We start from the raw sequence: 25,584 nt of genomic DNA, 5'->3' as shown, positions 1-25,584 counted from the left end.
ATCACGACTCCCGAGCCGCGTGTTCGAGGAGACGACGCTCACGGCGTGCTGCACGGTTCGCCGCCGAGCGTTCGTTCCAGCCGCGGATCAGTACATAGAAGAGCGGGGTGAAGATCAGGCCGAAGAAGGTGACACCGAGCATGCCGGCGAATACCGCGACACCCATGGCATGGCGCATCTCCGCACCGGCGCCGTGCGAGGTCACCAGCGGGACTACGCCCATGATGAACGCGAACGAGGTCATCAGGATCGGACGCAGTCGCAGGCGGGCCGCTTCGAGCACGGCGTCCACGCGGTTCATGCCTTCGATCTCCGCTTCACGAGCGAACTCGACGATGAGGATGGCGTTCTTGCAGGCCAGACCCACCAGCACGATCAGACCGATCTGCGTGAAGATGTTGTTGTCGCCACCGGTGACGATGACGCCGGCAATCGCGGACAGCAGCACCATCGGCACGATCAGGATGACCGCGAGCGGCAGGCTCAGGCTTTCATACAGCGAGGCAAGCACCAGGAACACCAGCAGTACCGACAGCGGGAACACCAGCACCGCGGTATTACCGGCGAGGATCTGCTGGTACGTCAGTTCGGTCCACTCGTAGCTCATGCCGTTCGGCAGGCTGGCGTTGACCAGCTTCTCCATGGCTTCCTGTGCCTGGCCCGTGCTGTAACCCGGTGCCGCGCCGCCATTGATCTCGGCGGTGGGGTAGCCGTTGTAATGCTGCACGCGATCCGGGCCGTTGGTCTGGCGCATGGTGAGGAACGAGCCCAGCGGGACGAGGTCGCCGGCAGCATTGCGGGTCTTCAGGCCCACCACGTCTGACGGCTCGTGACGGAACGACGGTTCCGCGGACACGTTCACCTGGTAGGTACGGCCGAAGCGGTTGAAGTCATTGACGTAGAGCGAGCCCAGGTACGCTTGCATGGTCTGGAACACGTCGCCCAGGTCGATACCTTCGGACTTGGCCTTCTCACGATCGATATCCGCGTCGAACTGCGGCACGTTCACCTGGAAGCTGCTGAACAGGTGGGCAAGCTCAGGGGTCTTCTGGCTGGCGCCGATGATGCCCTGGGTCTGCTTGAACAACTCGTCGAAGCCGAGGTCGCCACGGTCCTCGAGCTGCATGCGGAAACCGCCGATCGTACCGAGACCGTTAACCGGCGGCGGCGGGAAGATCGCGATGTACGCGCCCTGGATCGAGGCGAACTTGGCGTTCAGGCGCGCCACGATGGCATCCGCCGAGAGGTCCTTGTCGCGACGTTCCTCGAACGGCTTCAGCGTCACGAAGACGATGCCCGAGTTGGTGCTGTTGGTGAAACCGTTGATCGACAGGCCCGGGAACTGCACCGCATTAGCGGCACCCGGGTCTTTCAGGGCGATGTCGCCCATTTCGCGGATGACGGTTTCAGTGCGATCGAGCGAGGCGGCATCGGGCAACTGCGCGAAGGCCACCAGGTACTGCTTGTCCTGTGGCGGCACGAAGCCAGTCGGAGTCTTTGCAAAGCCAAGCACACCCAGGCCGACGAGGCCTGCATACAGCACCAGCATCACCGCGGCAAAGCGCAGGATCTTCTTCACGCCACCGACGTACGTATTCGAGGCGCGCTCGAACGTGCGGTTGAACGGACGGAAGATCCAGCCGAGGCTGCGATCCATCCATACAGTGAGCTTGTCCTTCGGTTCGTCACGACCCTTCAGCAGCAGCGCGGCGAGGGCCGGGCTCAGGGTCAGCGAGTTGAAAGCCGAGATCACCGTGGAGATGGCGATGGTGAGGGCGAACTGACGATAGAACTGGCCGGTCAGGCCGCTGATGAAGGCGGCAGGCACGAACACGGCACACAACACCAGTGCCGTGGCGACGATCGGCCCGGTCACTTCGGTCATCGCCTGGCGCGTCGCCATCTTCGGATCGAGCCCATGCTCGATGTGTCGTTCGACGTTCTCCACGACCACGATCGCATCGTCGACGACGATACCGATGGCCAGCACCAGTCCGAACAGCGACAGCGCATTGAGGGAGAAACCAACCAGGTACATCACCGCGAACGTACCGATCAGCGAAACGGGCACGGCCACCAGCGGAATGATCGATGCGCGCCAGGTCTGCAGGAACAGGATCACCACCAGCACGACGAGGATGATCGCCTCGAACAGCGTATGCACGACGGCTTCGATCGAGCCGCGTACGAACACGGTCGGATCGTAGACGATGGTGTAGTCGACGCCCTGCGGGAAATCTTTCTTCAGCGTCGCCATCTCCGCGCGGACTTCATCCGAAATGGCGATGGCGTTCGAACCCGGACGCTGGAAGATCGGAATCGCCACGGCCTCGCGGTTGTTCAGCAGGCTGCGCAGGGCGTAGTTGTTCGAGCCCAGTTCCACACGAGCGACGTCGCGCAGATGGGTGACCGAGCCGGTGGGGTCGCTACGCACGATGATGTTGAGGAAGTCGTCCTCGGTGACGAGACGGCCCTGCGTATTGATGTTGACCTGGAACGCATTCGAGTTCGGACCCGGAGGCGCATTGAGCGCGCCGGCGGCCACTTCGATGTTCTGCTCACGGACCGCCTTGATCACGTCACCCGTGGTCAGGTTGCGGATGGCCAGCTTCTCCGGGTTCATCCACACACGCATGCTGTACTCGCCTGCGCCGAACAGCTGGACATCACCCACGCCGTCGAGACGGGCGAGCTGGTCCTTGATGCGCGTGCGGGCGTAGTTCGACAGGTACAGCATGTCGTAACGGTTATCCGGCGAGGTCAGATGCACGACCATGGTCAGGTCGGGCGAGCTCTTGGTCGTCGTGACACCGAGGCGCTGCACTTCCTCGGGCAGGCGCGGCAGGGCCTGCGAGACGCGGTTCTGCGTCTGCACCTGGGCGTTGTCGAGGTCGGTACCGAGGGCGAAGGTGACCGTGAGGGTCATCTGGCCGTCGCTGGTGGCCTGCGAGGAGGTATAGAGCATGCCTTCCACGCCGTTGATCTGTTCTTCGAGCGGCGTGGCGACGGTTTCGGCAATGACCTTCGGGTTGGCGCCGGGATAGCTCGCCTTGACCACGACGGTCGGTGGGACGATCTCCGGGTATTCGCTGATCGGCAGCTTGAACACGGCGATACCGCCCGCGATCAGGAACAGCACCGACAGCACGCCCGCCAGGATGGGGCGTTCAACGAAATATTGCGCGATTTTCATGAGGGATCAGTCCTGGTTCTGCGCCACGCTGTCGACGCCGGCAGGACGGGCGGCGGCGACGTTACGCGCGCTCTCCGGTACCAGCGAGGCCATCGCCACGCGCTTCGCATTCACTTCCACGCCCGGGCGCACGCGCTGCAGGCCGTTCACGACCACGATGTCTTCGGCGTTGAGGCCGGAGTCGACGACGCGCAGGCCGTCCACCAGCGCACCGGTGGAGACGCGGCGGTATTCGACCTTCTTGTCCTTGCCCACGACGTAGACGAACTTGTTGCCGAGATCGGTACCGACCGCCTTGTCGTCGATCAGCGCGCGCGGCTGGGTGTTGCCGCTACGCAACTCGACGCGGGCGAAGAGCCCCGCGGTATACGCACCGTCGGTGTTCGGGAACACGGCGCGCAGCCGGATCGTGCCGGCACCGGCGCGGATCTGGTTGTCGACGAAGTCGATCTTGCCGACGTGCGGATAACCTTGTTCGTCGGCCAGGCCCATCTCCACGTCGGGCGCATGGCCGTTCGCGCGGCGCAGGCGATCGAGCTTGAGGAAGGTCTGCTCGTCCACGTCGAAGTAGACATACATCGGGTCGACGGTCACGACGCTGGTCAGCGTGTCGGCCGGGGTGACCAGGTTGCCCGCAGTGATCTGGGCGTTGCTGACCTTGCCGTCCACCGGCGCACGAACTTCGGTGAAGGAGAGATTGAGGCGGGCGTTATCCAGCGCCGCCTGCACCGAGGCAACCTGCGCCTTGGCGCTGGCCGCGGCGGTATCGAGGCGATCGGCTTCTTCTTGCGAAACGGCGTGCTGCTGGACGAGCTTGCTGCCGCGGGCGGCATTCGCGTCCGCGTTCTTCGCTTCGGCGCGGGCCTGGGCGAGGTTGGCGGCCAGGCGGTCAGTCTCGGTGCGGTACGGGCGAGGGTCGATGGTGAAGAGCAGGTCGCCCTTCTTTACCGTGGCACCTTCGCGGAAATGCACCGTGTCCACGTAGCCGCTGACGCGCGGCTTGATCTGGATCGTATCGACGGCCTGGATGCGGCCGGTGAACGCGTTGGCGTCCGAGACGGGCCGCAGCAGCACCTGGGCCACGGTCACTTCCGGGGCCGGCTTGGCGGCGGCGGGCTCGGCGGCATGCGTCGGCGAGCTGCCGGCACCAAGCCAGAGTGCCGAGGCGATCGCCACGGCGAGCGCGGACGAACCGAACAGGAGTTTCTTCTTCATGACGATGTCCTGAGAGCTTGATTAGGTAGGCGGAAAGTCGTGCGGCGGCGCAGGATGCAACCTCAACTTTGGTTAAGGTCAAGCCGGTCCGTCTCAGGGGGCGTAATCTAGGCCTTGCCTGTCAAGGCTTAAATGGGTCTACAATCATCGCGCCTGTGATTCACAGTCACGAATGAAGATCCCCGGAGCCGGCGATGGAAGACTTTTCCGCTATCAGCGTTTTCGTACGTGTGGTTGAGGCCAAGAGCTTTTCTTCCGCAGCGCAGCATCTTGAGATGACCCCATCGGGTGTCAGCCGGGCCATTTCCCGCCTCGAGGAGAGCCTGGGCGCGCGGCTGTTCTTCCGCTCGACACGTTCGCTGCGGTTGACAGACGATGGCTCCGCGTTCTATGCGCGTTGTAAGGAGATCCTCGCCGATCTCACTGAAGCCACCGAGGCTTTGGGGTATGCCAAGACCAAGCCTGTCGGCAAGCTCAGGGTGGCCGCTTCATCGGCGGTCGGCCGTGCGGCGCTCATCCCGAATCTCGCCGAATTCGAGGCAAAGTTTCCTGACATCCGCCTCGAACTGACCATGTGCGACTTCCCATTCGATCTGAATGAAGAAGGTTTCGATTGCGCCATCCGCATGGGCGAGCTGGCCGATTCCAGCCTGATTGCGCGCAAGATCGGCCACTTCAGTAACGTGCTCTGCGCGTCGCCGGCCTATCTGGCCCGCCACGGCGTGCCGACGACCATCGAAGACCTGAAGACCCACCGGACGGTCAATTTCGTCCATCCGAGCACGGGCAAGCCGTCCCAATGGCAGTTCGACTCCCCGGGTGGTCGCGTCGCGGTGGATGTGGACGCGCACATGATGATTAATGACGGCGAGTCGGTGATCCAGGCAGCCATTGCCGGCCTGGGCATCATCCAGACACCCCATTGCCTGGCGGCGAGTGCGCTCGACAAGGGCCTGCTCGAAATCATCATGACGGACACGATCTCGACCGGCTCCAACCTCTGGATCGTCTACCCGCAGAAGCGCCATCTCTCGGCGCGCGTGCAGGCCTTCATCGAGTGGACCAGCGAGCTGTTCCAGCGCACCAGCACGCCGCAGTGCCAGATCGTGCAGCAACAGATGGCCGAGCTGGAAAGGCGCCGCAACGGCGAACCGGCCCGCATCGCCGCGGTGGCGTAAGCGACGCTTCATAAAACTTCACCCGCACTTCAGGCGCTTCACGCCGCATAGCGATTCACTCGGAGCTCTTCCCACGGAGCTCCCGCCATGCGCCACACCTTTGCCGCCCTGATGCTTGCCGCCGCCTTCCCGGTGGCGGCAAGCCAATACCAACCGCCCGCTGCCACCGCCGACGGTTGGCCTGTCGCAGAGGCCGGCAAGCTCGGCTGGGACACGGCTACCCTGGCCAGTCTCGATGACAAGATGACCGACGGCAGCTTCAAGCAGATCACCAGCGTGCTGGTGGTGGACCACGGCCGGCTGGTTTACGAGCACTACTTCAACGATGGCTCGGCCGACCTTCTCAACGACGTTCGTTCGGCCAGCAAGAGCCTGACCGCCATGCTTGTCGGCGCCGCCATTGAGCGGGGAGCGATCCATGACGCGAAGCAGCCGGTGTACCCGTTCTTCCCTGATATTCGTATCGACCACCCGGACCCGCGCCGGGCGGGCATCACCATCGAGGACCTGATCACGATGAGCTCGATCCTCGAGTGTGATGACGAAAACGCGTTCTCCGCCGGCAACGAGGAGCACATGTATGTCTCCGAGCGTTGGCTGGACTTTGCCCTCAACATCCCCATCCGCGGCTACGCGCCCTGGGTGAGCCGGCCGAAGGACTCGCCGTACGGCCGCGCTTTCTCGTACTGCACCGCCGGCGCGTTCCTGGCCGGCGCCGTGGTTGAGCGGGCGACGAAGTTGCCGCTTGCCCGTTTCGCGCACGAGGCGCTGGAACAGCCGTTGGGCATCACGCAGGTGAAGTGGAACACTTCGAGCGAGGGCGTCGGCATGGGCGGGGGTGGCACGCGCTATCGCTCGCGCGACCTGGCCAAGCTGGGCCAGCTCGTCGCCGACGGCGGCCAGTGGCACGGGAAGCAGGTACTGCCGAAGGCATGGGTGGCCACGATGCTGACGCCGCATGCCCAGGCCCGTGACGATGCCGACTACGGCTACCTCTGGTGGCAGTTCCGTTTCCCGATACGCGGGGTGGAGACGAAGGCATGGGCCATGAGCGGCAATGGCGGTAATTACGTGTTCGTCCTGCCCGAGCGCGGTCTGGTCACCGTGATCACCAGCCAGGCCTACAACAAGAGCTACGCTCACCCGCAATCGCAGACCCTCTTCCGCGACTACATCCTCAAGTCCCTGCCACGCTGATTGCTGTCCTGCATAAGCTGCCGGGTCTTCAGGTCGGCGGGACACCAGGGTGCCGCAAGCACCCGCTGACGTTCCGCCGCGACCCGGCGATCGATCGCCGCGATGACCGCTTCGAACGCGGGATCCCCTGCGATCGATGAGAACAATGGCGAGGCGCGGAGATAGCCGGCGTCTCGCCATCCTTTGTCCACCGCATCGGAAAGGGCCGCTATCGCGCCTCGTCGGTCGCCGGCCGCCTGCAGCAGCACCACCAGCTCGATGCGGCCGACCGGCCAGGGGTCGTCGGCCAGGCTGGAGCGCGTCTCGGCGATGCGTTGCCGGAGCCACACCGGATTCACCGGCACGGGACCGTAGATGGCCGCGAGCGTCGTCTGCAGCCTTGAGTCGGGACGAATCGCACGTGCCTGGGCGAACGCATTGGCGGCGGCGACCGGGTCATTGCGGCGCAGGGCGAGTTCACCCTCGAGCTGTGCGAGCTCGGCGCGAGGTGTGCCGCGCTCCCGTGCCTCAGCCAGCGCGGCGCGTGCTTCGTCGAAACGTCCGCGGGCGAAAAGGAAGCCAGGCCACGCCAGGTTGGAGAAGACGTTGTCGGGCGACAATTCGAACACGTGTCGAAAGCGCACTTCAGCCGCCGCATCGAAGCCGAGCAGTTCGTACTCGCGTGCGACCTGCACGTCACGAAAACGCACGCGCGCCGGATCGCCGTGCATATCGAGATTGGCCCGCAGGGCATCCGCCAGGCGGCCTTGTTCCTGATACAGGTAAGCGGCGGACGAGCGGCTGGCATCGTCGGTGGGATCCAGTCGCACGGCATGTTCGTAGCCGGCGATCGCCCCGGAGATGTCGCCAAGGCAATCGCGCGCATAGCCGAGCGCGGACCATGCGTCCGCCAGCTCGGGACGCAAAGTTACGGCGCGGCTAGCCAGGCGCAGCGCATCGCGCGCATCGTCCGCACCGGCGTTGTAGAGACAGGTGCGCGCCGACCGCGTGCGGCTCGCACCGGTCAGCGCATCGGCATCGTCGGGTGCTTCGTGCAAGGCGCGGTCATAGAGGGCCAGGGCTCGTTCGTTGTTCTCACGCTGACCCATGGCGGCGTACCAGTGAGCGCGCTGGAGCAGTTCCTGCTGCGCGGTGAGTACCGGCTTCTGCTCATGAGCGAGGAACCCCGCGCCGAGTGCTACGGCGGCCAGTACGCCGACTGCGGCGAGCGCCGGCCAGACGGAATGCCGTCGCCGCGGGGCTTCTCCTGCGAGTCGCTCGGGCAGCGCACCCAGCTGGTATCCGCGCCCGCGTACCGTGCGGATGTAACGTGGCTGGCGCGCGTCGTCACCCAGTGCCTGGCGTAACAGGCGGACGCGCTGGGTCACGGTTTCTTCGTTCACGACGGCGGGCGCCCAGACAGCCTCCATCAGTTCATCGAAACCAACGACGCGATCGCCGCGTTCGATCAGGCAGGCCAGTAGCTGGAAACTGAGCCCGGCGATGTCGAGCGTGACGTCACCGCGCTCCACCCTCTGGCGTGCCAGGTCGACCGTGAGATCGAGCAGCCGGTAACGAGTGGTCATGGGCGGGCCGGCGACTCAACCGCCCGCTGGGAGCAGGAGCAACAACGCGATACCGAGCACGATGCGGTACACCGCGAACACAGTGAACTTGTGCGAGCGGATGTAACCAAGCAGCCACTTCACCGCGACGAAGGCGACGATGGTGGAGACGACGAATGCGACGCCGAGACCGGTCCAGTCTTCACCGGCGGCACCGCCGTGCTTGAAGGTCTTCAGCAATTCGTAGCCCGTCGCCGCATACATCGTCGGAATGCCGACCAGGAAAGCGAACTCGGTGGCAGCCGCTCGGTTGCTGGTGCCCGCGAGCATGGCAACGAAGATGGTTGCCGCGGAACGCGAAGTACCGGGAAAGACGCCCGCAATAATTTGCGCCAGGCCGACCAGAATCGCCACGCGCCAGCTGATCGCGACCTCGTCGGGCCGGTTCATCGCGACCTTCTCCGCCACGATCATCCAGATGCCGCCGGCGATCAGCGCCCAGGCAATCGGAGTCACTGTCTCTGGCAGCTTGAAGCCGAGCTTGGTCACCACCAGTCCCAGCGCTGCGGTGATCAGGAACGCCACGGCCAGCTTCATCACGTAATCGCGGGTTTCCGGGCGGCGCCAGTTCCTGGCCATGCTCCACAAGGTGCGCCAGTAGATGAACGTCACGGCGAGGATCGCACCGGCCTGGATCGCCACGTTGAACAGGTCGGAACGTGCGCCGAGCCAGCGCTCGGCGATGAGCAGGTGACCGGTACTGGAGACGGGCAGGAATTCGGTGATTCCTTCGACGATGCCCAGGAGGATGGCGCTGATCAGGTCGTTCACGTGGGGAGTGTTCCGGACGGGGAGGACGGCGCATAGCTTAGCCGCTGTCGACCGCCATCACGCGGTGCGCACGCGGTGCACTGATATTTTTCGATGTCGCAAGCAGCTTTACGTGGAATGCCATGGCGTCTTCATCCAGCCGGTTCCGTCGTCGATGCGATGGTGCCCGTATTGCCGTTCTCGGCGCGGTCCTGTGCGTTTCCGCCTGTGCTCCGGCGGTGCGGCCGCCCGCCTTCGCGCCCCGCGAGGAAGTGCCGGTCGCTGGGCTGCGCACGACGCAGGCGGGCTGGCCGCAGCCTGAGTGGTGGAAACGTTACGGGGATGCACAACTCGACCATATCGTCGACATCGCCATGCGCGGCTCGCCCGATATGGAGCAGGCCGAGGCGCGCTATCGCGCCGCCATGCGCGCGGTCGACTCTGCGCGGGCCGACCTGAATCCCCAGGTGCGCGGACTGCTCAGCGGTAACCATGGTTACAGCGACGTGGCAGTGAAAGGCAACGTGCCGGGCGCTACGGGCAGCGCGCAAAGGTTCCAGCTCAACCCCGGCAGCAGCTGGAGCAACAGTGGCGCGGCTGGTGCGCTGGCAACATGGGATCTCGACCTGTGGGGTAAGCAGAAGGACGCCGTGTCCGCCGCCGTGGGTCAGGCCCGTGCCGCCGAAGCCGAGCGCGCCTCGGCCGCGACCTCGCTGCAGTACAACGTGGTCAACACCTATTACGAATGGCAGGCGCAGCAGGCGCGGCTGCTGGTCGCAAGGCATGTCGCGGAAAGCTCTTCGCAGTATCGTGAGCTGGTGCAGCTGCGTGTCCACGGCGGTCTGGACGATCCGACGTCGCTCGACCAGGCCGACGGTCAGCTCGCGCAGCAGCGTCGTTCCGTGGCCCAGCTCGAGGGCGCCGCCAGCCTCGATCTTGTCCAGCTGGCCGCGCTGGCGGGCGTGTCGCCGAAAGACCTGGGTACTCTCGTGCCGTCGCCGTTGCCCACGCCCGACACGAGCCTGCCGGCCGATGCGCGGCTGGGCCTGCTGGCGCGCCGGCCTGACATCACCGCCGCGCGCTGGCAGATCGAGGCCTCCTCGAAGAACATCGACCAGGCGCGCAAGGCCTACTACCCCGATGTGAGCCTGATCGCCCTGGGCGCCTTCCTGCGCACGTATCCCGATCTCGGTTCCGGTACGCGCACCGACCTCACGCTTGGCAATATCGGTCCGTCCATCCAGCTGCCGATCTTCAGCGGCGGCCGGTTGCGAGCCCAGTTCGAGAGTGCGCAGGCCCAGCTGGACAGTGCCGTGGCGCAGTACGACGGTGCCGTGGTGCAGGCCGCCGGAGAGATCGCCCAGGGCGTTACCACCTTGCAGATGCTCGGCGACCAGCGCGTGCAGGTAGACCGGCAATACGAGGCCAGCGCGGCGCAGCGGACCAAGGCCGCAGACCGGCGATCGAAAGGCCTGATCGACGATCGCACCTGGCTCAACGCCGACATGCAGCTCGACCAGCAGCGCGATGCGCGCCTGCAACTCACCAGCCAGCTTCTCTCGGCGAACCTGTCCCTCATCCACGCGCTCGGCGGCGGCTATCACGCCGACGACGTGCCCGCTCTTCCGGCAGGCGAAGCCGGCAAGGAGTCCCCGCGATGACCCCCGAAAACGACGAGCCGCGCGACGAAGGCGAAGCCGGTGCCGCGCCGCTGCCTTTCAAGTATCGCTACAAGTACCTGCACAAGTACGGTGACGAATCGCCGCGCGGTGAGCGCGAGGGCGATGACGGCAACGACGAGGAGAAGAAGGACGAGGACAGGAAAGACGGCGAGAACGATAAGGACAAGGACGATAAGGACAAGGAGAAGGAAGACCCCAAGGCCAAACGCAAGAAGATCATCGTCCTTTCCGTTATTGCCGCCGTCTTCATCCTCGCAGGCGTCACCTGGCTACTGCTTTACATCTTCGTCTTCTCGCAACGCGAGACGACCGACGATGCCTACGTCAAGGGCGACATGGTGACCATTTCGTCGCGTATCGCCGGCACGGTAATCGAGGTCGGTGTTGAGGAGACCGAGCGCGTGCACCAGGGCCAGGTGCTGATCAAACTCGATCCCGTCGACGCACGCGTGAGCCTCATGAATGCGGAGGGGCAACTGGCCCAGGCCGTACGCGAGGCGCAGGCGAAGATGCAGCAAGCCAACCAGGCCGACGCGGCAATCCCGCAACGCCGGGCCCAGTACGAGCAGGCGCGTGACGACTACAATCGCCGCCACCCGCTGCTCGAACGTCGCGCCGTCTCCGCCGAAGAAGTGGATGCCGGCAAGCGGCAGATGGAGCAGGCCAAAGCTGCGCTGGATGCCGCCCAGCGAGAAGCCGCCGCAGCGCATGCGCAGGTCGACGGCACCACGGTCGAGAACTATCCAGCCGTGATCCAGGCCCGATCGCAGTTCCGTAACGCATGGGTTAACAACGGTCGCAACGCCATCGTTTCGCCGATCGAAGGGTATGCGGCGCGTCGTCAGGTACAGGTCGGCCAGCGGATTCAGCCGGGTCAGGACCTCCTCACCGTCGTGCCTCTGTCCGACCTGTGGGTAGATGCGAACTTCAAGGAGACACAACTCGAGCACATCCGCATCGGCCAACCGGTGAAGATCACTACGGACATGTACTCCGACGTGGCGTACCACGGCAAGGTTGTCGGACTGAACGCGGGTACCGGCAGCGCGTTCTCGCTGCTTCCCGCGGAGAACGCTACCGGCAACTGGATCAAGGTCGTGCAGCGTCTTCCGGTGCGAGTGGCGATCGACGCAGAGGACCTCAGAAAGCATCCGCTTCGCATCGGCCTGTCGACCGATGTCAATGTGGATACGCACGATCGGGATGGTCGTGTGCTTTCGGATACGGTGCGCAGCAAGCCGCTGGCAAGCACCAACGTCTATGAGCAGGAGATGGGCGAGGCCGACCAGCATGCCGAGGAGATCATCCGCGCGAACACCGTGGACACGACACCGAAGCCGGTGTCGGCGAAGCGCGGGGGCTGATCGATGCCCGGGCAGGCCGGCAACGGGGCGTCGAAGGCACCGCTGGCCGGCGGCGCACTGGTGCTGCTCACCGCCGGTGTCGCGCTGGCCACGTTCATGGAGGTGCTCGACATCTCCATCGTCAATGTGTCGGTGCGGACCATCGCCGGCAACGTTGGCGTGAGCAGCAACGAAGGCACGATGGCGATCAGTGCGTATTCGATGGCCAGCGCCGTCATGCAGCCGTTAACCGGCTGGGTCGCGCGTCGCTTCGGAGAGGTACGAACCTTCATGACCTCGGTCATGCTGTTCGTCGTGTTCTCGGCGCTGTGCGGCTTTTCGCAGAGCATGCCCATGCTGATCGTTTTCCGGCTGTTACAGGGAGCCGTCTCGGGCCCGATGGTGCCGCTGTCGCAGACCCTGCTACTCAACAACTATCCCGTGGCCAGGCGTCCGATCGCGCTGGCGCTGTGGGCGATGACAGTCGTGGTCGCTCCGGTGTTCGGGCCGATCCTGGGTGGCTGGATAACGGACAATTATCATTGGTCGTGGATCTTCTTCATCAACATACCGGTCGGCATCTTCGCCGTCGTTGTGACATACGCGCTGCTGCGCGACCGCGAATCGAAGGTGGTCAAAGCGCCGATCGACGCGATCGGCCTGTTCCTGTTGGCGGTAGGTATCGGGTGCCTGCAGTTCATGCTCGACAACGGCAACGATGACGACTGGTTTACTTCGAAGACCATCACCGTGCTGGCCATCGTTTCGCTGATCTGCCTGACCTTCCTGGTCGCGTGGGAATTGATGCACAAACACCCGGTGGTCGAGCTCCGGCTGCTGGGAAGACGTAACTTCTTCGTCGGCGTACTTTGTCTTTCGCTCGGCATGTTCGCGTTCTTCGGCGGAACGGTGGTCATGCCTATGTGGGTGCAGGAGGTCCTGGGTTACACGGCGACCTGGGCGGGCTTCGTCGTTGCACCCATAGGCATTCTTGCGATCGTCCTGTCACCGCTCGTCGGTGCGTTCCAGAGCAAGTTCGATCTGCGCCTGTTGAACACGGTGGGTTTCGCCGTGTTCGCCACCGCATCGTTCTACATGTCCACGCTGAGTACAAATGCGCCGTACAGCGAGATGGCCATACCGCGACTGTGCATGGGCGCGGGCATCGCTCTGTTCTTCGTCCCGGTAAACCAGATCATCCTGTCGGGGATGCCGGACGAGGAGGTCGCCAGCGCGTCGGGCCTGTCCAACTTTTTCCGAACGCTGGCAGGCAGTATCGCGACAGCGGTGAGCACGACGATGTACTCGCACCGAACGACGTATCACCACGCGGTGCTGTCGGAAAGCGTGAGTGCCGGAAGCCGCGCCACCACCGAATACCTGGATCGCTTCCAGGCCCTGGGCGTGCAGGGTACGACAGCCAACGCCGCGTTGAACCGTATCGTCGACATGCAGGCGGCGACACTGGCGGTTAACGATGTCTTCTGGGGGTTTGCCCTGATCTTCGTATTGGCGATGGTCGCGGTGTGGTTCGCGAAACCGCCGTTTGTGTCGGGTGGTACGGCGGGGCATTGAGTTGAGGGGACGGGATATCGCCGATGAATCGGCTCCTGCACAAAGCGACAAGGTCGGCCGCTTGCGCAGGTCTTGTGTAGGAGCCGCTTCAGCGGCGATCAGCCTGGCCGGCCGTCGAAAAATCCAACGCTTCGGTCAGATCCCCCGGCGCAGCCCCACCTGCCGCCACCATCGCATCCTCACGCATCTTCAACCCGGGCAGTTTCTCCAGCTTGAACCGTCGCGTAAGGAAGCGCGCAATCGATCCGGTATCGTAGATCGTATGCTCCACATGCCCGCGCTTTGCATACGGCGAGATCACCAGCGCCGGAATGCGTGTGCCGGGACCCCAACGATCGCCCTTCGGCGGCGCGACGTGGTCCCACCAGCCGCCGTTTTCGTCGAACGTGACGATGACCAGCATGTCTTTCCACTGCGGGCTCGTGCGCAACGCATGCACCACGCCTGCAATGTGGCGGTCGCCGGCCTCCACGTCCGAGTAGCCGGCGTGCATGTTGAGGTCGCCTTGCGGCTTGTAGAACGACACCGGTGGCAGCTTGCCCGCAACGACATCGGCCAGGAAAAGATTGGTCTTTGCGGTTTCGCCTAGGCCACCGTCGCGAAGGTGCCGCTTGCGTGCGTCCGTGCCTGGCGCGAGGGTCACGAAGTAATTGAGCGGCTGGTGATGCGGCTGGAAGTTCGGCGTCTGCGGGAAATGCTTCTCATCGGCGTCGCCGTCCCCCTTGCCCTCGAGCGCGGCCTGAAAGCCACCGCCATACCAGGCCCAGTCCACACCCTTGGCGGAGAGTACGTCGCCGATGTGCTTGTGCTTCTGCGGGACGAGCGTATTGGCGCTCGTCGCGTCGGCCAGCAAGGGGTTCCTCGGGTCGACGTTGAAGCCGGGCGAATAGGGCGGGCCGATGGTGTTGACGGCGAAGAAGTCGGGCGTTAGCTGGCTGTGGTGGGCAAACTTCGGCTTGCCCTGCATGGCGCTGGCTGGCGACTCTTCCGCCATCTTCAGGCGATAGTCGAGCGCATCACCGCTCTCGGTCACCGCGATACCGAACTGCGAGGGACTCTTGTCGGCGTCCGGATAGAACGGCGGCTGCGCGGCCACGAGGTATTGATGGTTGAGGAACGAGCCACCGAAGGCACCCATGAAGAAGTTGTCGCACAGGGTGTACTGCTCGGCGAGACGCCACAGGCGCAGGTGTACCGGCGCCGCCGCGTAGTGGCCCATGGTCATCGCACCGCTGTCGCCCCAGGCGACGAAGCCATCGTTCCTGCCACCGTTGATCTGCAGCTGGTTGTTGTAGAACGAGTGCACGAGATCGCGGGTGACCACGCCGTGCGGCAACGGCGTGCCGTCTCCCGTGTGCAGCGCCCATGGCGCGTTCGGAACGCCGGTGATGTCCTGCTCGCCCACCTTGTACGGCTTATGGTCGACCACCTGCTGGTGCGGCACCAGGCCGCCCCATACCGGTGGCAGGGTGACCAGCGGTTTGCCGTCGCGGTCGCGCTGCAGGTAGCGCTCCGGCGGCACGGCGCCCAGCGGTTGCTGCAAACCGGGAAACTCGGCGAACAGGTTATTGAAGCTGCGATTTTCCGCATAGATCACGACGACGTGCTGGATGCGCTTTTCGAGCAGTGCATCGAGCTCCTCGCCGCCGGGCGGCGGCGCAAGTCCTTTCGATTCGCCGGCAGCGACCTCGGCCACGCCGCCTAGTGCCAGTACGGCGCCGGTGGTGGCTATGCCGCCGAGCAGGCGTCGGCGGCCGGCGTCCGGCGTGTTGTTGTCGGTTTTCTTAGTCATGGAGTCGTTCGCGATGGCGGGGTGGCAGGCGCGAGCACCTGAGGGGGAGAGCTCGACCACGGGGAACCGGCAGGGTAATCGATGTAGGTTTCAGGCAAAACCTCTCTCTAGGCGGCCGCGGGGCGATGCGACAGAATCGGTTGGAACCTCAGGGGACAGGGATGGATACTGTGACGGGAACGGCCGGGCGCTCTAGCCGGGGAAGTGTGTTGGGGCGGGGCGCAACGACAGCGGCCATCGCCATCGTCGCCTATGCCGCCATGGACATGTGCCATGAAGTACTGGGACACGGTGTGGCCACGTTGTTCGTGGACGACGTGACCCCGGTCTCGCTGACCACGGTGGCGCTGAGTTCGAAGGGTGCCAGCCGCCTGGTCGCGCTGGCGGGTCCGCTGATGAACTTAGTGCTGGGCGTGCTCGCAATGGCCTGGTTTCGCCGCCGCACAACGGTCGGGACAGGGACCTTCTTCATGTGGCTGTTCGCGACGGTGAACCTACTCAATGGCACCGGCTACCCGATGTACTCGGGCATCCTCGACTTCGGCGACATGGCTGCCGTGATCGCCGGATGGCAACCCCACCTGCTCTGGCGCACCGGGCTGGCTGTGTTGGGTGCGGCCGGCTATTACCTGGCCCTTCGCGTTGCTTCGGCATCGTTGGCCCGCTGGCTCGATGCCGGCGGTGTGCGCCGTAAGGTCATCCCACGTCTCACCTGGCCGGGCTACGTCGCTGGTGGTTTGCTGCTCGTTGCCGGTGCCGCGATGAACCCGATACCGAATCTCGTTCTTCTGGTCGGGGTCAGCGGTGGCTTCGGCTGCATGTTCGGGATGGTATTCGTACCGGCTTTGCTGGAACCCGCCGCGGCCGAAGCGGCTGGTGAGGTGCCCTGGGGATTCTCATGGACGTGGGTCGGCGGTGCTGTCCTCGTTGCGGCGCTCTTTGTCTTCGCCGTCGGACCCGGCATCGCGCTGCATGCCTGAACTGATCCTACTACCGGGGATGGACGGCACGGCGGCGCTTTTCGGTCCCTTCGTTGCTGCCCTGAATGACCGCATCCCGACGCGCTCGCTCGCTTATCCGGCCGGTGCAACCGATTATCGGGAACTCACCGCCTGGGTCCGCCAGAGGTTGCCTCATGGCGAGTTCGTGCTGCTGGGCGAATCCTTTTCCGGACCCATTGCGGCGAGCCTGGCCGCAGAACGTCCCGACGGCCTCGTAGGTCTTGTTCTCTGCTCGACCTTCCTGCGAAATCCGCGACCTATCGCGCGCCACCTCTTGCCCTTGGCCGGGATGGTTCACGTCTCTCGAAGTACCGCGCGAATAGTGGCATCAGCGCTTCTTGGCAGGAGGCATGACGCGGCACTTCGGCAGCAGTTTGTCGATTCCGTCGGCAGCATGAGGTCGGCAACCCTACGGGGGCGTCTGCGATCCGTGTTGTCTGCCGACGGCTCGATGGACCTCTCGGGTATCGAAGTGCCGGTGCTGTGCCTGCGAGCGACCGACGACCTTCTCGTTCCGCGATCCGCTGCCCAGTGGATAAGGCATGTCGTGCCATCCGCGCGGATTGTCGATGTCGTAGGGCCGCATGCACTACTTCAAGCGTCACCCGTCGATTGCAGCCGACTCGTTGCAGACTTCGTCGCTTCGGTGTCCAGCCATCGCTAGTCAGGCGCAACCGGCGTTCCCCTTAGCGCTTCAAGGGCTCAGGATGTTCACCCAGGTACTGCCGCATGCTGTCCGACGCATACTGCTCGCCATCGCGCTGCTCGAAGCGATCCAGGAAAGCGTGGATCGACGTGTAGCGCTCCGGGTCGTCGGTCTCGATCTGCGCAAACGTGCGGAGCGCGTAACCGTCGGGGTTGTCGTCATCAAGCCGGATGAGCGACGACGCGATCGTCTTGGCCCTGTCGTACCGATGTGCGGAGTTCAAGTAGAGGAAGCCCAACTGGGTCAGCGTCCACACATCGTCGGGATTGCGCTGGATAGCGTACGACAGCAGCCGTTCCGCCTCTGCGGACTCCTTTAGTGCCAGCAGGGCCACGCCTGCATTTCGGGCGACCTCTATGGCATCCGGATGGTTGCGCGCGGCGTTCTTGAGCGTCGTTCGAGCCCAGTCCTCGTAGCGCGCGTGCTGTGATGCGAATCCGATGACATAGAGCGCGTTTGGTTCGCCGTCGTCGAAGCGCCAGGCTTCGACGGCAAGGATCAACGCCTGGGAAAACTCCCCGTCGCGGTAAGCCCGGTTAGCCAACGCACCGAGATCCACGGCCGTCGCAACCTCCACGGCGGCGGCCAGGAAGTCCGTCTTTGCACGGTTCCGAATGGACGGGTCTGTCGCCGCCTTCATTCTCGCCCGCCCGACGACAACCCAGAGAAGCGGAAAGCGATTCGCGATTGCCGCAGCGTCGTTTGCCTGGCTCAGAAGGGCCGGAGCGCCAGCGCCCCAGTTACTCCCGCTCATGGACGACTGGATCAGGCGAGGTGACATGGCGCCTGGCGAAGCGATACGGCCACTCGCCAGGGCTTCTTCGGCGTATGTTTCGTCGCCAGTCAGAATACCCAGGCTGAACCTGTCGGCAGACACGAGAGGGATCGTCGGCTGCATATTCGCCGCGCGATCCAGCTCCGCGCGGGCGAGAGCGGCGAGCTTCCGCATGGCGACCCATTTTTCTTCCGGCGTGTCGCTGGCTGCATCCTCGCCACGCGCTACCCAGGCGGCGCTGTGGTACTGAAAGCCGCTGGCAGCTACTGCGAATGCGCTTTGTGGACGTTGCTTCTTCCAAGCGTCAACGGCCCGGCGGGTTTCCGGCGTGAATTCCGTCAATCCCATCCGGTAGAACGCACCGTCAAGCCGTGACTGATCCGTCGGGTCTTCGGACTGGGTATGTTGATAATCCCCCATGACGCGGTCGACTTCCGCTGCTTTGCCGTCGGCGACCAGTTGACGGAACTCCGTCAACGTCATGGTCGGTCGATACCTATACCGGCAGTAAGCAGCGACGCCCTCAGCGTGCCAGTGCGAATCGGGCGGGTCGGGCATCCTGAGACAGCGTTGCAGTGGATCGGCGATTCTCGACGTCTCGATGACCCGGGCCATGAAACTTCGGAACGGCAGCGCCGGTCTTGTCACCGCCATGGGGACGACTGCTTCGCGCGTTCGCGTTTCCCGTACAGCCAGTGCCCCGCCGATGGCAGCCAAACCAACGGCAACGATGACTACGATGCGAGCCCCTTGTCCTGCCATGTCCCCATCCCTGTCGGCGGCGCGATGGCTGGATCATATCCATCCTCCGTGGGACGGGCCACCGTCGCGACTCACGGGCCGGACACTGGTGCAACGGGGTAGTAAATGCACCACTTTGGTGCATTTGCACACCTGTCGTAAACCCGTTCTATGATGCGAAAGCTTGGTCCTGGCCGCCCCGTCGATGGCGGAGCTGCTGGCATGGCGCTTGCTAAATGGACTCCGCCCACCTACCCGAGGTTTTTATGTCCGCCGCTTCGAAAGTGCTGAACCTGATCCAGGACGAAGAAATCGAGTTTGTTGATTTTCGCTTCGCCGACATCCTCGGCAAGCACCATCACACGACGTTTCCCGCTCACGCCATCGACGAGAGCACCTTCGAAGACGGCAAGATGTTCGACGGTTCGTCGATCGCCGGCTGGAAGGGCATCAACGAGTCCGACATGGTGCTCATGCCGGATCCGGAAACCGCCCACCTCGATCCGTTCAGCGCCCACAAGCAGTTGATCCTGCATTGCGACGTGCTCGAGCCGAGCACCATGCAGGCTTACGGCCGTGACCCGCGCTCGATCGCCAAGCGCGCCGAGGCCTACCTGAAGTCGACCGGCATCGCCGACACCGCCTTCTTCGGCCCGGAGCCCGAGTTCTTCATCTTCGACTCGGTCCGCTGGCAGAACGACATGGGCCGCGTGTTCTACGAGATCGGCTCCGAAGAAGCTGCCTGGTCGTCGCGCTACAAGTACGACGGCACCAACACCGGCCACCGTCCGGGTGTGAAGGGTGGTTACTTCCCGGTTGCGCCGGTGGACAGCCTGGGCGACCTGCGCGCCGATATGTGCAAGGTGCTCGAGTCGCTCGGTCAGGTGGTCGAAGTACACCACCATGAAGTCGCCAACGCGGGCCAGTGCGAAATTGGTACGCGCTTCAACACGCTGGTGAAGAAGGCCGACGAACTGATGACGATGAAGTACGTCATCAAGAACGTCGCCCACCAGGCTGGCAAGACGGTGACCTTCATGCCGAAGCCGATCGTCGGCGACAACGGCTCGGGCATGCACGTGCATCAGTCGCTGTCGAAGAATGGCGAGAACCTGTTCGCCGGCGACCTCTACGGTGGCCTGTCGCAGACGGCGCTGTGGTACATCGGCGGCATCTTCAAGCACGCCCGTGCCATCAACGCTTTCGCCAACTCCACGACCAACAGCTACAAGCGCCTGGTCCCGGGCTTCGAAGCGCCGGTGATGCTTGCCTATTCGGCGCGTAACCGCTCGGCTTCCTGCCGTATCCCGTACGTGTCGAGCCCGAAGGGCCGTCGCATCGAAATCCGTTTTCCGGATCCGATGCAGTCGGGCTACCTGACCTTCACCGTGCTGATGATGGCCGGCCTGGACGGCATCCTGAACAAGATCGACCCGGGTGCACCGGCCGACAAGGATCTCTACGACCTGCCGCCGGAAGAAGAGAAGAACATCCCGCAGGTCTGCGCCAGCCTCGACGAAGCGCTTGTCGCCCTCGACAAGGATCGCGAGTTCCTGAAGGCCGGCGGCGTGTTCACCGACGACTTCATCGACGGCTACATCGCGCTGAAGATGCAGGAAGTCACTCGCTACCGCGCCAGCACGCACCCGCTCGAGTTCCAGATGTACTACGCGATCTGATCGCGATCCAACGCGGGGTGAGGAGAAAGGGGGCGCCTTGGCGCCCCCTTTTAACGTCTATCACGGCGTAGGTATGGGTAGCCTGCAGTTGGTCAGTTTGGCGGCGGGAAGGTTGCCGTCGGCGAGAAACCGACCCGCCGCCTCGGAAAGGCATGGACGGTCGGTTCGCGTGATGACGCCATGCGAATGCAGCCCGCGGGCGACCACCATGCTCGCATTGCCGTGCCCCTGTAGCATCATTGCCGCGTTGCGAAACGGCGCCTCATCGTCGAACTCGGCATGCAGCATGAGAAAGCGTGGTGCGTGATCGAGTACGGGCACCGACGTGTGCCCGAAGGCTCCCGGCCACTCACTGCAGACCATGCCCTGAAAGGTCTCGTTACCCACGCCCGCCGGCCACGAGGCATGCAGTTCACGCGTGCGCTCGCGCCAATGCGCATGCGTCGTACCCCAGGCACCGTCGTTACAGCGCGCCGCGAAGGCGGTGGCGACCAGCGCGGGGGCCAGGCCGAGGGCGCGCGGGCCGAATCCATACGGGTCGCCGGTCCGATCGGCCTCGAGTGCCTGCAGCAATCGATTCGCTGCGGCCCGAACGGCGCGATCATCGCTGTGGTGGGTCGCCAGTTGGATCGTCGGCAGCGAGTCGCGCAGGCCTTGTGTCGACATGGCGGCGTCACGTTCCAGCAGGCGAGCCATGGCAAGCGCGGCCGACAAGTCATCCGCCGAGCGAATGCTTCGGATCCAGGTGGCGTACACCGACGAAGGTAGCTTTCCCAACCGTTGATTGATGACGGCCGCGTCGGTGCCCCAGGCAAAGCGATCAGGCTCCGCGACGAGTGCAGAAACGGCTCGACGGATGGTGCGCCCGCGCTCGTCGACACGCGCCTCTACTGCCTCAGCGATGGATCCGTCGGCATCCCAACTGCTATCGAGCACCATGCGACCCACGTTCTGCGGGTAGCGCTCCGCATAACGGGTTGCAACCCAGCCACCACGACCGACGCCAAGCAGATGCAGCTTCGGCTGCCCGAGTGCTTCGCGCAGCCTCTCCATATCCTCGACGCGCGGGCGCATGCCGATGTGTGCATGCGTCGGATCGTTCTGGCATGCCGTGGCTATAGCCCGGGCGAGGTCTTCCGCAACCATGAAGTTCGTGAAGGAAGCATCGGTACCGAGCGATGCGTGCCGTGGCAGTCGCGCGGTCGCCGACAGGCAGTCGCGACCGCCGGCATCGTCCATGCGACGCTCTGCCAGGCCCACGAGATCGAGGCGGCGCGCGACGTTGTGCCAGCTACCGCCGCCATTTAGCCACGTTGCCGCCATGGCCGGCACGGATCGCTCAATGGACGCATCGAACTCGTCGGGTTCCAGCAGCAAGGCGCCGTCGTGACGCTCGCCACGCTCGCCGGTGGCGATGACTCGCACGACGTCGAGGTTGAGGGTGCCGGCGTTCGGATTGGCATAGTCACGCGGTACGACGAGGCTGGCGCATTCGGTACGCGCGGTTGTGTCGCCCGGCGACGTGTTCGACGCGGCGCAGCCGGTCCAACGGAGCGGGGCAACGGATTCCGCCGAGGCGGGCAAAGCCGCGACGAGAGCAGCGGCGAGGAACGTGAGTGAGATCGGTTTCATCGGCATTCCATGGCGAGTGTGTTTCGGGGAGCGCAGCCAACGATCGGCTGCGCGTTCGGTTGTTTGCGTGACATCCATCAGCTTTCGCGAAGGCGCCGTGCAAGCTCATCGCGGACAGCGCCCTCGCCCCGCGTGCCCTTTGCATCACGGGCGTAGCGCGAAGGGGAAGCCGGCACGAAGTCGCATCCGGACAGGCGTTGCTCCGGCAACTCACCGTCAAGCAGGAAGCGGCCGACGGCTCGTTCGACACACGGGGTCGCCGACATACCGAACACGCCGTGACCTTTCATGTCACGGGCCACGACCATGTAGGTATTGGTCGAAGCGCTGAACGCCCGAAACGCTCCCCTCAGTGGTGTCGCGGGGTCGAACTCGGCCTGGATCAGGAGCATCGGCGGCGCCTTGGCGAGTTCAGTCATGGGCGGACGCCACCGGGGTCCCGTCGGCCAGTTCACGCATGTGAGGCCGATCGTGACCGCATCGCCGCTCGCGGCCGGGTAACGGGCGGCGATGTGGTTAGCCATGGCGCGCAGGGATTTCGCATCACTTCGCCACGGTGTATCACCGCACACGACGGCATCGTAGACAGAGAAATCGACGAGGCGGGCTGTTACAGGATCGGGTACCCGGCCTCCCTCCATCGACGCGGTGAAGTCGATCGCGGCGGCGCGGATGGCACCGTCGACGACAGTGTCGGTGCTGAAGGCGTGGCCCTCGATCCGTGCGAGAAGACGGTCGCGCTTACCCTCCCCGTCAATGCGGACCCAATCGGCCATGGTCAGTGCGGCAACGAGTTGCGCGGGAGTGTCGATAGCCGAAGCCCAGGCTTCCCGTGCCCGATGGGGCATGTCGCGGAGACGAGCCAGGACCTCATCCGCATTCGTACCGATTCCGTACTTCGCCGGTGCGGCGAGGGCAGGTAGCAACGCGGCCTGCGTAAAGAACGCCTGGCGCTCATAAGGCTCCCTCGCCACCTGGCCCTCGAACGTGCCGGCATAGTTCATGACCGAGTCCAGCACGATGCGACCCGCCTTGGTGGGATGGGCGGCCGCATAGAACGCACCGACCCATGTCCCGTACGAGATGCCGACAAAATTCAGAACCGGTTCGTGCAGGGCGAGTCGTGCCTGTTCCATGTCGCGAACGTGCTGCAACGTACCCACGTGGGGATGCAACGGGTCCAGGGCGCAACCGGCAGCGTAGGCCTTGGCGTCCTTGACGAAGCCATCCCAGTTCCAGTCGGCGAGGTCGACAGTGGGGTCGTGTCCGTCGCTTGCCTGCTCCGAGCGACAGGCGAACCGCGTTCCACCGCGCAGCCCACGAGGAATGACGGCGACCAGATCGTAGCGGTCGGCGAGTCGTCGTTTATCGCCGTCGAGCGGATGGTCGAGAGAGCGGGTCGACCATAAGTATCCGGTGCCCGGGAGGAAATCCAGCGGATTGCCGCCAGGGCCGCCGAAGTTGAAGAAGATCGTACCCTGGCGCTGGGCGGGGTCCCCGGCCTTGAATCGCACGAGGCCGACCGTGAGTGACCCAAGGCCAGGCGCGTCCGCGTCCAGCAGGGCGGACATGGTGCCGCATTCCAGTCGTTTTCCCAGCTCGGCTATCCAGCTCGCATCCACAAGTTCGGGCGTGCACGTACGCCAGGAAATCGTCGACACGGCAGCGTCCACAGAAAGGACCGTGGCGAAACCACAGCAAGGCATGGCAAAGAACGCGAAAAGGCACGCGCGCGCATGCCTCCGACGTACGAGGGATGGGTTCATGGACGGCCCCCCAACTGGCGGGCAAAGGAGGCATTGCGCATGCCCGAAAGCTCCGAGCGCAACGTCCCCGCCACGCCCGGGCGCGTGAATCCGTGTCCAGGTCCGCCATGGGCTGCCTGGGTGGCAGCGCAACGGTATTCGCGTCCGGCCGGCAGTATGCCGGTGAGCAGGTAGCGTCCGACGGTGTCTTCGACGCACGCGGAGTCGGTGAAACCGAAGATGCCATGTTCATCGATGCCGTCGGCGATGAGGAGGTGCGTCATCGAGGTTCGCTCGAGCACGGCAGTGGCGCTGCGTAGCGGCGTGACCGGATCCAGCGCGGCATGGACCATGAGGATGTCGCCCGCGGCGCCGATCCGGCTCAGCGGTGGACGTATCGCCTGCGCGCCACCCCAGTACACGCAGTGATATTGCAGCCCGCGCCCGTTCGTTGCGGGAAGGGTCCGGACGAGCCTCGCGATTCTGGACTGATGATGGGCGGTGTCGCCGGTGTACGGGGTGTCATTGCACATCACGGCCGCGAACACGGAATCGAGTGCGTCGAACCGAAACGGCTCGGGCTGGTGGGTCGCGGGAAACAGGCGCCAGGAAGAGAGTATGGCCTCGTCGCGTATTGCCGTGTCGATCGTGTCCTCCGTATGGAATCGATGTCTGAGCATGCGTGCGATTAGTGTCTCGAGGCTCATATCGGGGTCGGCGCGCAGCCAGTCCGACACGGTCAGCGCACCCAGCAGATTCTCGGGAGTTTTCCAGAGACCGCCCCAGGCGTGTCGCACCGGAAAGGTCAGTCCATCGATTCTGGCGACGACCGCGGCGACATCCGCGCCCAGCCCGTAGCGATCAGGATGATTCGCAGCAGGCTCGCCGACGAGGCGATCGAATCGAGCCTGCGAGGCCTCCTTGTTACGGGTGACATTCGTGTCCCAATCGGCCGTCCAGTCCATGCCGGAGTCGAGCACCATGCGCCCGACGTGTGCGGGAAACGCTGCGGCATACCAGCTACCCAGCCACGCGCCGTAGGAATATCCCAGGTAGTGCAGTCGTGGTTCGCCGAGGGAGCGACGCGCGGCTTCCATGTCGTAGGCTGTCTGCTCGGTGTTGATGAAACGATGCATGGGATTCGCGCGACAGGCAGCCGCCGTCGCACGCATGTAGCGTTCCATGGCCTGCACGTTCGCCGGGGAAGGGTCGGCGACGATGTCGTTGTAGTCGGTCGCTTCGGCTTCGGAAGTGCATGCAAACGGCGTTCCGCCGGCAAGGCCGCGGGGAACCACGCCGACCAGGTCGAACTGCTCGGCGAGCTGTTTCTTCGTGCCGTGCACCGGGTGGTCGGCGTAGGCGTCGTCCCAGTACTGGGCCAGCGATGGGAGGTAATCCATCGGTGTTTCGCCCGGCCCGCCGGGGTTGAAGAAGATTGCGCCCTGCCGTTTCGCAGGGTCTCTGGCCGCCACTCGGATGAGGGCGACGTCGATGCTTCCCGCCTCTGGATGGTGATGGTCGAGCGGCACGGCCATCGTGCCGCAGCGCAGTCGTTCGCCCAATCGGAAGGCGCCTTGCCGTACGAGGGACGACGAGCATGCCGCCCATTGGATCGTCGCGGGACGGAGCTCGGGAAGGCGCCAGCCAGGGTCATCCTGGGCGACAGACGCGCCGTGCCATAGCAGCATCGCCCCTGTGGCGAAGGTGGCTCGTTTCTTCATCGTGACGCTCCTTTGGGGGGATCGTTACGGTAGGAAGACGTGGCCACTGGAGGGA

The 25,584-nt window shown here is 64.5% G+C and carries 17 protein-coding genes; 8 read left to right on the top strand and 9 right to left on the bottom strand.

The features are described 5' to 3' along the window. Position 1: 1 nt before the first annotated feature. Both C8J98_RS03770 and C8J98_RS03765 read right to left on the bottom strand, forming a co-directional pair. Positions 2–3,193 (bottom strand): efflux RND transporter permease subunit, encoded by a 3,192-nt coding sequence (locus tag C8J98_RS03770; RefSeq protein ID WP_107910974.1) that lies wholly within the window; start codon positions 3,191–3,193, stop codon positions 2–4. A 6-nt stretch (positions 3,194–3,199) separates the two neighbouring features. Continuing rightward, entirely contained in the window at positions 3,200–4,408 is a 1,209-nt protein-coding gene (locus C8J98_RS03765) for an efflux RND transporter periplasmic adaptor subunit (RefSeq protein ID WP_107910972.1), read from the bottom strand. Between the two features lie 194 nt (positions 4,409–4,602). Here C8J98_RS03765 and C8J98_RS03760 point away from each other — a divergent pair, with 194 nt between their 5' ends. Next, positions 4,603–5,586: a LysR family transcriptional regulator gene (locus C8J98_RS03760; RefSeq protein WP_107910971.1), complete on the top strand. Its 984-nt coding sequence runs from the start codon at positions 4,603–4,605 to the stop codon at positions 5,584–5,586. A gap of 87 nt (positions 5,587–5,673) precedes the next feature. Beyond that, positions 5,674–6,783 (top strand): serine hydrolase, encoded by a 1,110-nt coding sequence (locus tag C8J98_RS03755; RefSeq protein WP_107910969.1) that lies wholly within the window; start codon positions 5,674–5,676, stop codon positions 6,781–6,783. Here C8J98_RS03755 and C8J98_RS03750 read toward each other — a convergent pair. Then, positions 6,756–8,348: a winged helix-turn-helix domain-containing protein gene (locus tag C8J98_RS03750; protein WP_107910967.1), complete on the bottom strand. Its 1,593-nt coding sequence runs from the start codon at positions 8,346–8,348 to the stop codon at positions 6,756–6,758. The genes C8J98_RS03755 and C8J98_RS03750 overlap by 28 nt on opposite strands. 15 nt (positions 8,349–8,363) lie before the next feature. Next, positions 8,364–9,158 carry an undecaprenyl-diphosphate phosphatase gene (locus C8J98_RS03745; RefSeq protein ID WP_107910965.1) on the bottom strand — a complete coding sequence of 265 codons (795 nt, stop codon included), beginning with the start codon at positions 9,156–9,158 and terminating at the stop codon, positions 8,364–8,366. A gap of 122 nt (positions 9,159–9,280) precedes the next feature. Between C8J98_RS03745 and C8J98_RS03740 the strand changes: the two genes are divergently transcribed. The 3 genes from C8J98_RS03740 to C8J98_RS03730 are packed head-to-tail and all read left to right on the top strand — an operon-like array spanning position 9,281 to position 13,737. Then, on the top strand, positions 9,281–10,798 hold the full coding sequence (locus tag C8J98_RS03740; RefSeq protein WP_107910964.1) for an efflux transporter outer membrane subunit: 1,518 nt from the start codon (positions 9,281–9,283) through the stop codon (positions 10,796–10,798). Next, positions 10,795–12,183 carry an efflux RND transporter periplasmic adaptor subunit gene (locus C8J98_RS03735; protein ID WP_107910962.1) on the top strand — a complete coding sequence of 463 codons (1,389 nt, stop codon included), beginning with the start codon at positions 10,795–10,797 and terminating at the stop codon, positions 12,181–12,183. The genes C8J98_RS03740 and C8J98_RS03735 overlap by 4 nt, the downstream gene beginning before the upstream one ends. 3 nt (positions 12,184–12,186) lie before the next feature. Further along, complete coding sequence (locus tag C8J98_RS03730; protein ID WP_107910960.1) at positions 12,187–13,737, top strand: DHA2 family efflux MFS transporter permease subunit; 1,551 nt, start codon at positions 12,187–12,189, stop codon at positions 13,735–13,737. Between the two features lie 88 nt (positions 13,738–13,825). On the opposite strand, the gene acpA is transcribed toward C8J98_RS03730, so the two are convergent. Then, positions 13,826–15,529, bottom strand: a complete 1,704-nt coding sequence (acpA, locus tag C8J98_RS03725; RefSeq protein WP_107910958.1) for an acid phosphatase — start codon at positions 15,527–15,529, stop codon at positions 13,826–13,828. A 161-nt stretch (positions 15,530–15,690) separates the two neighbouring features. Here acpA and C8J98_RS03720 point away from each other — a divergent pair, with 161 nt between their 5' ends. Together C8J98_RS03720 and C8J98_RS03715 are read left to right on the top strand one after the other, a co-directional pair. Beyond that, entirely contained in the window at positions 15,691–16,509 is an 819-nt protein-coding gene (locus C8J98_RS03720; protein ID WP_146171506.1) for a hypothetical protein, read from the top strand. Further along, positions 16,502–17,194, top strand: coding sequence for an alpha/beta fold hydrolase (locus C8J98_RS03715; protein WP_107910954.1), 693 nt, complete (start codon positions 16,502–16,504; stop codon positions 17,192–17,194). The genes C8J98_RS03720 and C8J98_RS03715 overlap by 8 nt, the downstream gene beginning before the upstream one ends. 22 nt (positions 17,195–17,216) lie before the next feature. Here the strand turns inward: C8J98_RS03715 and C8J98_RS03710 are convergent, their stop codons facing one another. Continuing rightward, complete coding sequence (locus C8J98_RS03710) at positions 17,217–18,773, bottom strand: DUF4034 domain-containing protein (protein WP_107910952.1); 1,557 nt, start codon at positions 18,771–18,773, stop codon at positions 17,217–17,219. Between the two features lie 245 nt (positions 18,774–19,018). On the opposite strand from C8J98_RS03710, the gene glnA reads away from it, so the two are divergent. After that, on the top strand, positions 19,019–20,431 hold the full coding sequence (gene glnA / locus C8J98_RS03705) for a type I glutamate--ammonia ligase (RefSeq protein WP_046965754.1): 1,413 nt from the start codon (positions 19,019–19,021) through the stop codon (positions 20,429–20,431). 60 nt (positions 20,432–20,491) lie between these two features. On the opposite strand, the gene C8J98_RS03700 is transcribed toward glnA, so the two are convergent. The 3 genes from C8J98_RS03700 to C8J98_RS03690 all read right to left on the bottom strand — a co-directional run bounded on the left by C8J98_RS03700 (position 20,492) and on the right by C8J98_RS03690 (position 25,529). Then, on the bottom strand, positions 20,492–22,063 hold the full coding sequence (locus tag C8J98_RS03700; protein ID WP_158272592.1) for an alpha/beta fold hydrolase: 1,572 nt from the start codon (positions 22,061–22,063) through the stop codon (positions 20,492–20,494). A 77-nt stretch (positions 22,064–22,140) separates the two neighbouring features. After that, positions 22,141–23,634, bottom strand: coding sequence for an alpha/beta hydrolase (locus C8J98_RS03695; protein ID WP_158272591.1), 1,494 nt, complete (start codon positions 23,632–23,634; stop codon positions 22,141–22,143). Between the two features lie 191 nt (positions 23,635–23,825). Beyond that, entirely contained in the window at positions 23,826–25,529 is a 1,704-nt protein-coding gene (locus C8J98_RS03690; RefSeq protein ID WP_107910946.1) for an alpha/beta fold hydrolase, read from the bottom strand. Positions 25,530–25,584 lie beyond the last annotated feature (55 nt).

The organism is Luteibacter sp. OK325 (genome assembly GCF_003050935.1).
GTDB lineage: Bacteria > Pseudomonadota > Gammaproteobacteria > Xanthomonadales > Rhodanobacteraceae > Luteibacter.
The sequence above is the reverse complement of the archived record's forward strand: the minus strand, read 5'-3'. Positions and strand labels throughout refer to the sequence as shown.